This window comes from Nocardia neocaledoniensis (assembly GCF_003182135.1).
GTDB lineage: Bacteria > Actinomycetota > Actinomycetes > Mycobacteriales > Mycobacteriaceae > Nocardia > Nocardia neocaledoniensis.
On sequence record NZ_QGTL01000014.1, the window covers coordinates 56898 to 69966 of the forward strand.

The window sequence follows — 13069 nt, forward strand, 5'->3', positions numbered from 1 at the left end:
ACTCCGTGTCGGGGCAGAATCCGCCCAGGTGGGCGCGTTCCGTGTTCGGCGCGTCGCGCACATTGTCGTCGCGATCGGCCCCGGATCGAAGCTCTGCGCTCACGCTGATTTCTACCGTTGTGCGCGATCGCGCCTGTGCCCCATGCTGGTTCAGCTCGGGCTCGATGGCTGGGGCACACCATCCAGAGCGACCGAGAGACCTGGCTCCACGACGTCGCAGCAACCCGCCCGTGACCGGGTGTGGGTGCTTCCGCCGGGTTCGATGGAGGAGGTCCACGTGAAATTTCTGCTGTTCACCTTGGTGACCAGGGTGCCCGATCCGCACACCGGCGCGGTCCCCGCGACCAGGGACCGGTTCCGGGAGGTCGTCGTGCAGGCGCGACTGGCCGAGGAGCTGGGCTACGACGGGTTCGCCGTCGGCGAGCGCCACGAGGACCCGTTCCTCTCGGCCGCTCCCCCGGTGCTGCTGAGCCACCTCGCCGCCGTCACCTCGCGGATCACCCTGTTCACCGCCGTGACCACGCTGAGTCTGCTTGATCCGGTGCGCGCGTTCGAGGACTACTCGACGCTGGACAATCTCGCCGACGGGCGCCTGGAACTGATCATCGGCAAGGGCAACGGCGCCGCGCAGGCCCGGCTCTACCACGTCACCACCGAGGACCAGTGGGACCGCAACCGCGAGGGCTACGAACTGTTCCGCGCCCTGTGGGACAGCGACGAGGTGACCTGGTCGGGCCGCTTCCGCCCACCGCTCACCGCGGCCAAGGCGCTGCCGCGGCCGTGGCAGCCGCGGATCCGGGTCTGGCACGGCAGCGCGACCAGCCGCGAATCGGTGGAACTGGCCGCCCGCCACGGTGATCCGCTGTTCTCGGCGAACGTCACCCATCCGATCGAGCCGTATGCCGAACTGGTGGAGCACTATCGGGAGCGCTGGGCCCACCACGGCCACGACCCGGCCGACGCGCTGGTCGGCGCCGGCACCGCGGGATTCCACGTCGCGCCCACCTCGCAGCAGGCCAGGGCGGTCTACGCCCCGCTGTTCGAGGCGCGCTCGGCGCTGGCGCGCAAGCTCGGCCTGCCCCTCGTGTTCGACACCCTCGACGACTTCGTCGCGCGCAGTTCCGCGCTGATCGGCAGCCCGCAGGAGGTGATCGACAAGGTCGGTCGCTATCACGAGCGGTTCGGGCACGAGGTGATCCACCTGTCCGCCGAGCGCGAAGGCCGCGCCGACGCCGACTACCTGGGCAGTCTCGAGCTGTTCCAGGCCGAGGCGGCGCCGGAGCTGCGCCGCCGCATTCCCAGCCGTCCCCTGGCCGCAGGCCGCGAATTCTCTGGAGTCACCCCGTGATCGGTTCTCGTCATCGTCTCGCCGCCGTCGTCGGCGTGTTCGCCACCGCCGCCACCGTGGTCGCGTGCGGCGGCGAGTCGGCGGGCCCGGGTGGGCAGGCCGGTCCGCCGCAGCCGGGTGGCACGCTGCGGTACGGCCTCTCGCAGGCGCCCTCGTGCTCGGATCCGGCGCAGGCCGGGTCGAACCAGTCCATCTATGTCGCCCGCCAGATCGTGGACTCGCTCACCGATCAGGATCCGAAGACCGGCGCGATCACGCCGTGGCTGGCCCGGAGCTGGGAGGTCAGTCCCGACGCCAAGGTCTTCACCTTCCGGCTCGCCGACGGGGTGACCTTCAGCGACGGCACGCCGCTCACCGCCGATTCGGTGCGCGACACCTTCGACGCGGTCGTCCGGCTCGGCGGTGCGAAGGCTCCGCTGGGCACGAGCTACCTCACCAACTACGTCGGCACGACCGCGGTCGACAAGCTCACCGCCCGTGTCGAATTCAGCCAGCCGAACGCCCAGTTCCTGCAGGCGTCCTCGACGCCGCAGCTCGGCATCCTGGGGCAGGCTACCAACGCGAAACCGGCCGAGGCCAGGTGCGCGGGCGACAACGTCGGCAGCGGCCCCTTCACCTACGCCGAGTACAAGCAGGACGTCTCCGTGGCGCTGGCCAAGCGTGCCGGATACCACTGGGGCTCGGACGTTTTCGGGCACGAGGGCGAGGCGTACCTGGACCGGATCGAGTTCACCGTGGTCCCCGAATCCGGGGTGCGCACCGGCAGCCTGGTCTCCGGCCAGCTCGACGCCATCAGCGACGCGCTGCCCCAGGATGCCCCGCAGATCGAGGCGGTCGGCGGCCGGGTGCTCTCCACGTCCAATCCCGGCACGCCGTTCGGCCTGCACACCAATGTGACGCGCGGTCCGCTGCGCGATCCCGCGGTGCGTCAGGCGCTGCTGCCCGCGCTCGACCGGCAGCAGCTCGTCGACACCGTGCTCGGCCCGCAGTTCAAGATCGCGACCTCGACGCTGGCCTCGGCGACGCCCGCCTACACCGATCTCTCGGCGCGCCTGCCCTACGACCCGGCGAAGGCGAAGTCGATCCTCGACCAGGCGGGCTGGACGCCCGGCCCCGACGGTATCCGCGCGAAGAACGGTGAGCGACTGAGCTTCTCGGTCACCTTCAGCCAGGTGTTCGCGGGCAATCAGGCGATCCTGGAGCTGGTGCAGCAGCAGCTGCGGCAGGTGGGCGTCGAGCTGCGGCTCGACCTGGTGTCGCTGCCGGAGTGGACCGCCAAGATGAACGGCAAGGACTACGACTCCACCTACGGCAACTCCACCCGCGCCGACGGCGACATCCTGCGCACCTCCTTCGCCGTCACCGGCCGCAATCTCAATGCGCGCGGCCCGATCCCGGCGCTGGACGAGACCCTGGACAAGCAGCTCGCCACCAACGACCCGGCGGCGCGGGCGGAGTTGATCAAGACGGCGCAACAGCAGATCCTCGACAACGGCCTCTACGTCCCGACCATCGAGCTGTCGCAGGCGATCGGCGCGGCGGCGGGCACCCAGGACCTGAAGTTCGAGGCCTCGGCCCGGCTGCAGTTCTTCGACACCTGGCTGAGCGGACGCTGATCATGGTCCGCTACGTGGGTTCGCGTCTGCTGCAGGCGCTCTGGGTGGTCTGGGCGGCGTTCACCGTCTCGTTCGTCGTGCTGTACCTGCTGCCCGCCGACCCGGTCTCGATGGCCGCCGACGGCGCGGGCACCGGCACGCCGGTCGACAGGGCGGCCATCGCGGAGATGCAGGCCCGCTACGGGCTGGACAAGCCGCTGTGGGAGCAGTATTTGAGCGCGCTCGGCAACGCGGTGACCGGTGATCTCGGCCGGTCGATCAGCACCGGGCAGCCGGTGACCGAGGCGATCGGCGACGCGATCCCCGCCACCCTCGGGCTGGCCGGTCTCGCCCTGCTGTTCGCGGTCGCGGGCGGCACCGCGATCGCCTTCGCCGCCACCTACACCCGGCGCGCGTGGCTGCGCAACACCCTCGCCGCGCTGCCGCCGCTGGGCGTCTCGGTGCCGACGTTCTGGACGGGTCTGCTGCTGTTGCAGCTGTTCTCGTTCCGGCTGCACTGGTTCCCCGCGTTCGGCGGCACCGGGTTGCGCGGCACGCTGCTGCCCGCGCTGACGCTGGCGCTGCCGATCGGCGCGGTCATCGCCCAGGTGCTCGCGGCCGGGTTGGCGCAGACGTGGCGGCAGCCGTTCACCGAGGTGGCGCTGGCCAAGGGCGGCTCGCGGTGGTGGGTGCAGCGCCGCCACGTCGCCCGGCTGGCGAGTGTGCCCGCGTTCACCATCGCCGGGGTGCTCGCCGGCACCATGCTGGCGGGCTCGGTGGTGGTGGAGTCGGTGTTCGCCAGGGCCGGTGTCGGGCGGTTGACCCAGACCGCGGTGCTCAACCAGGACATTCCGGTGGTGCAGGGCGTGGTGCTGCTGTCGGCGCTGATCTTCGTGCTCGTGAATCTGGCCGTCGACCTGATCTATCCGCTGATCGACCCGCGCATCGCGGGGGTCGGCACGACGCGCGCCACGACGACCGGCGGTGACGACACGCGGACCGGCGCACCGGCGACCGCCGCGACGACACCGGCCTCGGCCGGACCCGAGCCGGTGAGCGCCGTGGCCGTGAGTGGGCAGCCGAGCGGCGCGACCCGCGATTCCGAAGGGGTACAGCATGGTTGAGGTCGTTTCCCATCATCGAGCCGATCAGCGCGATGCGCGGCGAACGGCTGTCGTCCTCGAGAAGACCCCCGGCAGTACCGCATCCGCCGCGGGCTCTCCCCGGGCCCCCGGATGGCTGCTCGCGCACCTCGGTCTGTCGGCGTCCCGTGTCGCCGGTGCCGCCCGGTGGGCGCGGGCACATCTCGGTCTCGTGGTGTCCGGCCTGATCCTGGCGGTGGCGTTCGGCTGGGCGGTGGCGCCCTCGGTGTTCGCCCCCGGCGACCCGCTGACCGGCGTGCCCGCGGAGAAGTTCCAGGGGCCGAGCGCGACGCACTGGTTCGGCACCGACAACCTCGGCCGCGATCTCTACACCCGGATGGTGCACGGCGCCGGGCTGTCGCTCACCGCGACGCTCACCGCGGTCGGCATCGCCCTGGTCGTCGGGACGCTGCTCGGCCTGCTCTCGGGGGCGGCGGGCGGGCTGCTCGACACCGCGATCATGCGGGTGGTCGACGTGCTGCTGTCGATTCCCTCGCTGCTGCTGTCGCTGGCGCTGGTGACCGCGCTCGGCTTCGGCACCCGCAATGTCGCGCTCGCCGTGGGGATCGCGCTCATCGCGAACTTCGCCCGGGTGATGCGCTCGGAGGTGCTGCGGGTGCGGCACGCGCCGTACGTCGAGGCCGCGCGCGCGTCCGGGGTGCGCTGGTACACGGTGCTCGCCCGGCACGTGCTGCCCAACGCGTTCCAGCCGGTCCTCGCGCTGGCCGCGGTCGAATTCGGGATGGCGGTGCTGGCGGTGTCCTCGCTCAGCTTCCTCGGCTACGGCACCAAACCGCCCACCCCCGAATGGGGTTCGCTGATCTCGGAGGGCCGCAATTTCCTCGCCTCGGCCTGGTGGCTGACCACGCTGCCCGGCCTGGTGATCGTCGCCGTCGTGCTCTCGGCCCAGCGCCTGGGCCGCTTCGCGGGAAGGACACAGACCCGATGAGCGTCCAGCCGCTGGACTCGTCGACGAGCCGGGAAGCGCCGACCGGTCACCGGTCGGCGGCGGAGGCCGACGTGGCCGACGTCGTGCCGACCGCCGCGAATGACCGCGTCCGAACCGAACCCCTGCTGCGCGTGCGCGATCTGCAGATCACCTACTGGACGAGCGCCGGCCCGGTCGAGGCCCTGCGCGGCGCCTCGATCGACATCACGCGCGGTGAGGTGGTGGCATTGGTCGGCGAGTCCGGGTCGGGCAAATCGACCCTGGCGCACTCGGTGATCGGGCTGCTCGGCGAATCGGCCCGGATCACCTCGGGCGGAGTCGAATTCGACGGCGATCCGGTCGATCCCACCGACGAGAAGGCCTTGCGCCGCTTGCGGGGGACACGAGTCGGCTTCGTCCCGCAGGATCCCGGCCTTTCCCTGAATCCCGTCCTGCGGGTGGGTGACCAGGTGGCCGAAGCGCTGCTGGTGCACAAACTGGCCGATCGCCGGGGCGCGCGGCTGCGGGCGCTGGACCTGCTCGAGGAGGTCGGACTGGACCGGCCCGCCGTGCGGGCGCGGCAGTATCCGCACGAGCTGTCCGGCGGACAGCGCCAGCGGGTGCTCATCGCGATCGCGCTGGCCTGCGGACCGGACCTCATCATCGCCGACGAGCCGACCAGCGCGCTCGACGCCACCGTGGCCAGGCAGGTGCTGGACCGGCTGGCCGAGCGGATCGCGGCACGCGGCACGGCGGTCCTGCTGATCACCCACGATCTGGCCGTCGCCGCCGAGCGCGCCGACCGGCTGGTGGTGCTGGCCGACGGCGCGGTGGTCGAGTCCGGGCCGACCGCCCGGGTCCTGGCCGAGCCCGCGCACCCCTACACGGCGCGGTTGCTCGCGGCGTCACCGGCGCTCGCGCCCACCGGCTTCCGCGCGCCCCGCGCTCGCGCCGAGACGCCACTGCTGTCGGTGCGCGCGCTGCACAAGCGATTCCACGCGGCCGACGTCACCGCCGTCGACGACGTCGAGTTCAGTCTCGACCGCGGCGAAACGCTCGCGCTCGTCGGCGAATCCGGCTCGGGCAAGTCGACCACGGCGCGCATCGCGGTCCGGCTCACCGAACCCGACCGCGGCACGGTGACCTTCGACGGGCACGACCTCACCGCCGCCAGGCGGCGCAGGCTGCGCGCGCTGCGTCAGCGCTTCCAGGTGGTGTACCAGAACCCGTACTCGTCGCTGGATCCACGCTGGGCGGTCGGCGACATCATCGCCGAACCGCTGCACGCCTATGGTGTCGGCCGCCGCGCCGAGCGGACCGAGCGGGTCACCGCCCTGCTCGACCAGGTCGCGCTGCCCGCCGGATTCCGGACCCGCAGGCCCGCGGAACTGTCGGGTGGGCAGCGTCAACGGGTGGCGATCGCCCGCGCCCTGGCGCTGCGTCCCGACCTGCTCGTCCTCGACGAGCCGGTCTCCGCGCTGGACGCCTCGGTGCAGGCGCAGATCCTCGCACTGCTCGACGACCTGCAACGCGAGCTCGCGCTCGGCTACCTGTTCATCTCCCACGATCTGGCCGTCGTGCGTCAGATCAGCGACCGGGTGGCGGTGATGCGCCACGGCCGCATCGTCGAAACCGGGCCCACAGCCACCCTGTTCACCGATCCACGCCACGGCTACACCCGGGAACTGCTCGCCGCGATTCCCGCTCCTGGCGCCCGGATCGCCACGCCCGACCGAAAGGACCCCACCCGATGAGCGCGCCACCCCTGTTCCTCGGCCTCGACCTCGCGGGCACCGGAACGCATCCGGCGTCCTGGCGCCGCGCCGACTCGCGCGCCGAGGACGTGTTCGGGGCCGCCTACTGGACCGAGGCGGTCACGCGGGCCGAGCGGCTCGGCGTCGACGCGGTCTTCCTGCCCGATTCCTTCGGTCTCCAGCCGGGTGGCGCCGAGGTGACGCGCGGGCGGCTCGACGCCGTCGCCATCGCCGCCCGCGTCGCGCCGCTGACCCGCCGGATCGGGCTGGTTCCGCAGGTGCCGGTGACGCACACCGAGCCGTTCCACGTGTCCAAGGCGATCGCGGCCCTCGATTTCGCGAGCCTGGGCCGGGCCGGCTGGGAAGTCGAGGTGTCGGGCACCGCCGTCGAGGCGAAAGCCTTCGGCCGCAAGGACGTCCAGCCCGTCGACTCGCTCTGGGGCGAGGCCGAGGAAGCCGTCGAGGTGGTGACCCGGCTGTGGGACAGCTGGGAGGACGACGCCGAGATCCGCGACGTCCCCACCGGCCGGTTCATCGACCGGGATCGCCTGCACTACATCGACTTCCACGGCGAGCACTTCTCGGTGAAAGGCCCGTCCATCACGCCGAGGTCGCCGCAGGGCCAGCCGATCGTGACGGTGCGCGCCGACGATCCGGCCGCCACCGAGGTGGCCGCCCGCCGGGCCGACCTGATCCGCGTGAGCGCACCCGATCTGGCCGGGGCCGGCGATCGCCGCACCGCCCTGCGCGCCGCGATCGCCACCGCCGGCCGCGATCCCGACTCGGTGCGCGTACTGCTCGACCTGCCTGTGCACCTGGCCGATTCGGCCGATCGCGCACACGCCGAGGTCGCCGAACTCGACCGGTGGGCCGGGGCCGAGTCCACGGCCGGAATCCAGCACGTGGGGACGGCCGCCGACCTGACCGAACTGCTCGCCGAGATCGCGGGCTCCGGCGGCGCGGACGGCGTCGTGCTGCGCCCGCTGGCCGTCTACGCCACGCTGGCGGCCCTGCCCGAACGCCCGGCCCGCACGGGGCCGCCGGGCACCTTCCGCGACCAGCTCGCCCTCCCCCGTCCCGCCAGCCGCTACGCCCGAGGAGCAGCGCTGTGACCGCGAAGCCACGCAAGCAAGTCCACCTCGCCGCGCACTTCCCCGGCGTCAACAACACCACCGTCTGGGCCGACCCCGCCTCGAAGTCGCAGGTCGAGTTCGCCTCGTTCGAGCACCTGGCCCGCACCGCCGAACGCGGACTGTTCGACTTCTTCTTCCTCGCCGAGGGGCTGCGGCTGCGCGAACACCGCGGCCGCATCCACGATCTCGACGTGGTGGGCAGGCCGGACACGTTCACCGTGCTCAACGCGCTGGCCGCGGTCACCGAGCGGCTCGGGCTGGCGGGCACCATCAACAGCACCTACAACGAACCGTTCGAGCTGGCCAAGCAATTCGCGACTCTCGACCATCTGTCCGGTGGCCGAGCGGCCTGGAACGTGGTGACCTCCTCGGACGCGTTCACCGGCGAGAACTTCCGCCGCGGCGGGTATCTGGAACACGCCCAGCGGTACCGACGGGCCGCCGAGGTGGTCGAGGCGAGCCGGGCGCTGTGGGACAGCTGGCCCGCCGACACACTCGTGGTCGACCGGGAACGCGGCGTCTTCGCCCGCGAGATTCCCGGAACCTCGTTCCACAGCACCCAATTCGACATCGACGCACCGTTCGTGACGCCGCCGAGCCCGCAGGGCCATCCGGTGCTGCTGCAGGCGGGCGATTCCGACGAGGGCCGCGAGTTCGGCGCGCGCACCGCCGACGCGATCTTCACCGTGCACGGCACGCTCGAGGCGGGGCAGCGGTTCTACGCCGACATCAAGGGCAGGCTCGCGAAGTACGGGCGCGGCCACGACGAACTGCTGGTCTTCCCCGCCGCCACCTTCGTCCTCGGCGACACCGAGGCCGAGGCGCACGAGCGCGCCCGCCACATCCGGTATCAGCAGGTGAGCCCGCAGACCGCGATCGCCTTCCTCGAGCAGGTCTGGGGCCGCGACCTCTCCGGCTACGACCCCGACGGTCCCCTGCCCGACATCGAGCCCGACGCCACCAGCGAGATCACCCGCGGCCGGGTACGGCACGCGAAAGACCCACTCGCCGTGGCGAAGACCTGGCGCGAGCGCGCCGAGGCCGAACAACTCAGCATCCGGGAACTCATCATCGAGGTCACCGCACGCCAGCAGTTCATCGGCACCCCGGTCCAGGTCGCCGAGCAGATCGACCACTACGTGCAGTCCGACGCCGCCGACGGATTCATCCTCGTCCCGCATCTCACGCCCGCGGGGCTGGACGAATTCGTCGACCGGGTGGTGCCGGAACTGCAGGAGCGGGGCAGTTTCCGCACGGCCTACACCGGCACCACCCTGCGCGACCACCTCGGTCTGCGCCATCCCCACCACCACACCGCCGCCGAAGGAGCACGCGCCTCATGACGATCACCCTCGACACCGCCAGCGCCACCACGACGTTCCTCGACGACTGGCGCCGCTGGCACGACGCCCGCGAGGACGGCCTGCGCGACCCGCTCGGCTGGCTCAGCCTCACCGCGCTGCACTGGCTCACCGACAGCCCGGACCAGCTCGACGGCCTGCCCGGCACCTGGTGGGTCACCGACGAGAAGGTGTTCATCACCGCCAAGCCGGGCGACCGGCTCGACGTCGACGGCGAGCGCGTCGCCGGCGTCCGCATCCTGACGCCCGCCGAGGGCGCGCCCGGGCTGAGCGTGCTGCACGAGGACCGGGTGCTCGAGGTGATCCGGCGGTCCGGGCAGTTCGCGGTGCGCGTGCACGATCCGGCGGCGCCGACCCTCACCGGATTCACCGGCGTGCCCACCTATCCGGCCGATCCGCGGTGGGTCGTCACCGGCCGGTTCACCCCCTTCGGCACCGCCCGCACGGTCACCACCGGCGCGGTCGTCGACGGGCTCGAGCATCACCACAGCGCGGCGGGTCTGGTCGAGTTCCGGATCGGCGACACCGCGGCCACCCTGCTGGCCTTCGGCACACCGGACGATCTGAAGGTGCTGTTCACCGACGCCACCAGCGGCGTCACCACCTATCCGGCGGCGCGCTCGCTCGCGCTCGGCGCCGTGGAGGCGGACGGCACCGTGACGCTGGACTTCAACCGGGCGGTCAACCTGCCGTGCGCGTTCACCGACTACGCCACCTGCCCCGTGGCGCCGGCGGAGAACCGGCTGCGCGTGGCGATCGAAGCGGGAGAACAGGATCCGACGCTGTGACCGTGCCCCTGTCGATTCTCGACCTGTCCCCGATCAGCGAAGGGTCGACGGCCGCGCAGGCACTGCGCAACACGGTCGATCTGGCCCAGCACGCCGAACAGTGGGGCTACCACCGGTATTGGCTGGCCGAACACCATTTCGTGTCGGTGGCCAGCTCCGCCTCGCTCACCCTGCTCGGGCTCGTCGCCGCGGCCACCGCACGGATCCGCGTCGGGACCGGCGCGGTGCAGGTGGGCCATCACACCTCCGCGTCGATCGTGGAGGCCTTCGGCACCGTCGACGCACTGCACCCGGGACGGCTGGATCTCGGCCTCGGCCGGTCGGGGCACCGCCGTGGCCAGTTCGGCGCCGAGAAGTCGGCGGCCAAGGGCGGTCGGCCCGTGGTGGACGCGGTCACCGGGCGCACCAGGATCCGTGACGGCGTGGTGGTGCCGCCGCCGTTCGATCCGCGCGGGATCACCGATCGGTCCAGGTTCGTCGCCGGGCTCGAGGCACTGCAGCAGCCGGGCGCCACGGCGCCGGATTTCCCCGACCAGGTCGACGAGGTGCGCGCGCTGCTCGACGGCACGTTCACCGTCGACGACATCGCGCTGCGCGCGGTGCCCGGCGAAGGGGCCCAGGTGCAGCTGTGGTTGTTCGGCAGCACCGCCGGGGAGAGCGCCGAGGTGGCGGGCCGGCTCGGGTTGCCGTTCGCCGCGGCGTATCACGTCGCCCCCGGCACCGCGCTGGACGCGGTCGAGGCGTATCGGGCGGCGTTCCGGCCCTCGGCGGCGCTCGCCGAACCACACGTGATCGTCTCCGCCGACGTAGTCGTGGCCGCCGACGACGCCACCGCCCGCCACCACGCGAGCACCTACGGCCACTGGGTGCACAGCATCCGCAGCGGCTCCGGCGCGAGCGAATACCTCGACCCCGACACGGCGGCACCGCTCACCGCCGACCAGCTCCGCCTGGTCGAGGACCGCCTCGCCGCCCAGATCGTAGGCTCCCCCGACACCGTCACCGAACGCCTCGAGGCCCTGGTCCGCGTCACCGGCGCCGCCGAACTGCTCGTCACCACCATCACCCACGACCACGCCGACCGTCTCGAATCCCACCGCCTCCTCGCCGACGCCTGGGGCCTGCGCGCGGCCCGCGCCGCCTGAGCCACCGGGGCTGTGGAGCCCCCTCCACAGCCCCGGCACCGTTCAGGTCCCGTTCATCACCGCGAGCACATCGGGGGCGGCGAAGAACCGGGTGCGACCCCGGGTGACCTCCACGAGAATTCCTGTCTCCACCAGTTTTTCGATATTCAACGTCGCGGCCCGATGGCTGACCTCGAGCGCCTTCATGGCAATCGCGATACTGATGATCGGCGACCGGAACAACTCGTCGACCAGAACGGGAAGCAGGCCGGACGATCTGGCCCTGGCGACGCGCAGCCGGAGTTCGGTCCGCAGCGCGTCCAAGCGGACGGCACGGGCCAGACTGTCCCTGGCCTGCTCTTCGACGACCTCCAGAAAGAAGTCGAACCAGCCCGGCCAATCCCCCTCGGTCGATACTCGCAGCAGGCCATCGTAATACCGATCCCGGCGTGGCTCGATGTAGCTCGACAGGTCGAGCAGCGGGCCCGGCAGCAACCCCCATTCGACCAGCAGCATCACCGCGAGCAGGCGGCCGATGCGGCCGTTCCCGTCGATGAAGGGATGTATCGCCTCGAATTGGTAATGCACGGCGGCGATCGCGAGCAGCGGTGGCAGTTCCCCGTCGGCGTGCAGGAAGTGTTCGAAGGCATCCAGGCTCTGCCACAGCGATTCCGGCGGCGGCGGAACATATTTCGCTGTGTCGATCGTGGATCCCGGTGGACCGATCCAGTTCTGGCTGCGCCGGAATTCGCCCGGCGTGGCGTAGTCACCACGTACCCCCGCCATCAGGATCTGATGCGCCTCCCGCAGCAGCGGCAGACTCAATGGCAGCCGCCGGTCCGGATCGAGGACGTGGTCCATCGCGCTCATGTAGTTGAACACTTCCTGGACATCACCTTGCGGCCGTGCCGGTCGCTCGGCCTCGTACATGGCGACATCCGACAGCGACGCCACGGTGCCTTCGATCCGGCTCGACAGCACCGCTTCGCGCCGCACCAGCGCACGGCAGAACAGGTCCTGATTCGACAGTCCCCGCCCGAGACCGGCCAGCTCACCGACGGCCCGGTCGGCGCTGGACAGCCGCCGGACCAGCTTCGGCGACAATGACACCGACGGTGGGAGCGGCGGCGGGGAGAAGGCGCGATACTCCTTGTCGGCGCGGACCAGGTTCACTCGCTGGTCGATCGAGAAGTCCTCCAGAAGCACAGCCTGACCCCTCCCCACTCGTCCAGTGATACCTATTGGCGGAAAAGTATCACTAGATGAGTGTAGTGATACTTAGCGCGCACCGGAATGGATCAGTGCTACTTTTCCGCCGAAAAGTAGCACTGATAGTCGATGGCTCGGCTACTTGTCGGGGGTCGTGGCCATACTCGGGGGATGAGTTCTCAGGAGAGGCCGGTGCCGCCGTTCAACGGTGACGAGCGGGCGACGCTCGAGGGGTGGTTGGACTTCCATCGGGTCACGCTGGCCAGGAAGTGCGCCGGGTTGGACGATGTGCAGGCGGCCACTGCGGCGGTGCCGCCGTCGGGGTTCACGCTGACCGGGCTGGTGCAGCACCTGGCGGAGGTGGAGCGCAACTGGTTCCAGCGGGTCTTCGCCGGTGAGCGGGTGCCGCCGATCTACGACCCCGCCGCCGATCCGGACGGGCCCGACGGCGGATTCACCGTCGCGCCCGGCGCCACCCTCGCCGACGCGCTCGCCACCTGGGACGCGCAGATCGCGCGCGCCCGCGAACTCTGCGCCGGCCGCGACCTGGCCGACACCGGCCGCCTGGCGGGACAGGAGGTCAGCCTGCGCTGGATCTACGTGCACATGATCGAGGAATACGCCCGGCACAACGGGCACGCCGACCTGCTCCGCGAGCGTCTCGACGGCTCGACCGGCGTGTAGCGC

General features: G+C 71.4%; 11 protein-coding genes and 1 riboswitch. Of the genes, 10 read left to right on the forward strand and 1 reads right to left on the reverse strand.

Annotated elements, in window-relative coordinates:
- Window positions 1-175: 175 nt before the first annotated feature.
- Window positions 176-269, forward strand: a riboswitch (SAM riboswitch).
- A gap of 8 nt (window positions 270-277) precedes the next feature.
- Genes DFR69_RS28640 through DFR69_RS28680 form a run of 9 tightly spaced genes read left to right on the forward strand, consistent with a single transcriptional unit; the run spans window position 278 to window position 11194 of the window.
- Entirely contained in the window at window positions 278-1348 is a 1071-nt protein-coding gene (locus DFR69_RS28640; protein ID WP_110040778.1) for an LLM class flavin-dependent oxidoreductase, read from the forward strand.
- Window positions 1345-2964: an ABC transporter substrate-binding protein gene (locus tag DFR69_RS28645; RefSeq protein WP_244198503.1), complete on the forward strand. Its 1620-nt coding sequence runs from the start codon at window positions 1345-1347 to the stop codon at window positions 2962-2964. Before DFR69_RS28640 ends, DFR69_RS28645 begins: the two co-directional genes overlap by 4 nt.
- Window positions 2965-2966: 2 nt before the next feature.
- Entirely contained in the window at window positions 2967-4067 is a 1101-nt protein-coding gene (locus tag DFR69_RS28650; protein ID WP_110040780.1) for an ABC transporter permease, read from the forward strand.
- Complete coding sequence (locus tag DFR69_RS28655) at window positions 4060-5034, forward strand: ABC transporter permease (RefSeq protein ID WP_244198504.1); 975 nt, start codon at window positions 4060-4062, stop codon at window positions 5032-5034. Before DFR69_RS28650 ends, DFR69_RS28655 begins: the two co-directional genes overlap by 8 nt.
- Window positions 5031-6767: a dipeptide ABC transporter ATP-binding protein gene (locus DFR69_RS28660; RefSeq protein WP_110040781.1), complete on the forward strand. Its 1737-nt coding sequence runs from the start codon at window positions 5031-5033 to the stop codon at window positions 6765-6767. The genes DFR69_RS28655 and DFR69_RS28660 overlap by 4 nt, the downstream gene beginning before the upstream one ends.
- Complete coding sequence (locus DFR69_RS28665; RefSeq protein WP_110040782.1) at window positions 6764-7879, forward strand: LLM class flavin-dependent oxidoreductase; 1116 nt, start codon at window positions 6764-6766, stop codon at window positions 7877-7879. Before DFR69_RS28660 ends, DFR69_RS28665 begins: the two co-directional genes overlap by 4 nt.
- A complete protein-coding gene (locus DFR69_RS28670) occupies window positions 7876-9243 on the forward strand; it encodes an NtaA/DmoA family FMN-dependent monooxygenase (protein ID WP_110040783.1) in 1368 nt (455 codons plus the stop codon). The genes DFR69_RS28665 and DFR69_RS28670 overlap by 4 nt, the downstream gene beginning before the upstream one ends.
- Window positions 9240-10049 (forward strand): DUF1684 domain-containing protein, encoded by an 810-nt coding sequence (locus DFR69_RS28675; RefSeq protein ID WP_110040784.1) that lies wholly within the window; start codon window positions 9240-9242, stop codon window positions 10047-10049. The genes DFR69_RS28670 and DFR69_RS28675 overlap by 4 nt, the downstream gene beginning before the upstream one ends.
- A complete protein-coding gene (locus tag DFR69_RS28680; RefSeq protein WP_110040785.1) occupies window positions 10046-11194 on the forward strand; it encodes an LLM class flavin-dependent oxidoreductase in 1149 nt (382 codons plus the stop codon). The genes DFR69_RS28675 and DFR69_RS28680 overlap by 4 nt, the downstream gene beginning before the upstream one ends.
- A 42-nt stretch (window positions 11195-11236) precedes the next feature.
- Here DFR69_RS28680 and DFR69_RS28685 read toward each other — a convergent pair whose 3' ends face one another.
- A complete protein-coding gene (locus DFR69_RS28685) occupies window positions 11237-12397 on the reverse strand; it encodes a Fic family protein (protein ID WP_308633265.1) in 1161 nt (386 codons plus the stop codon).
- A 156-nt stretch (window positions 12398-12553) separates the two neighbouring features.
- On the opposite strand from DFR69_RS28685, the gene DFR69_RS28690 reads away from it, so the two are divergent.
- Window positions 12554-13066: a DinB family protein gene (locus DFR69_RS28690; protein ID WP_110040787.1), complete on the forward strand. Its 513-nt coding sequence runs from the start codon at window positions 12554-12556 to the stop codon at window positions 13064-13066.
- Window positions 13067-13069 lie beyond the last annotated feature (3 nt).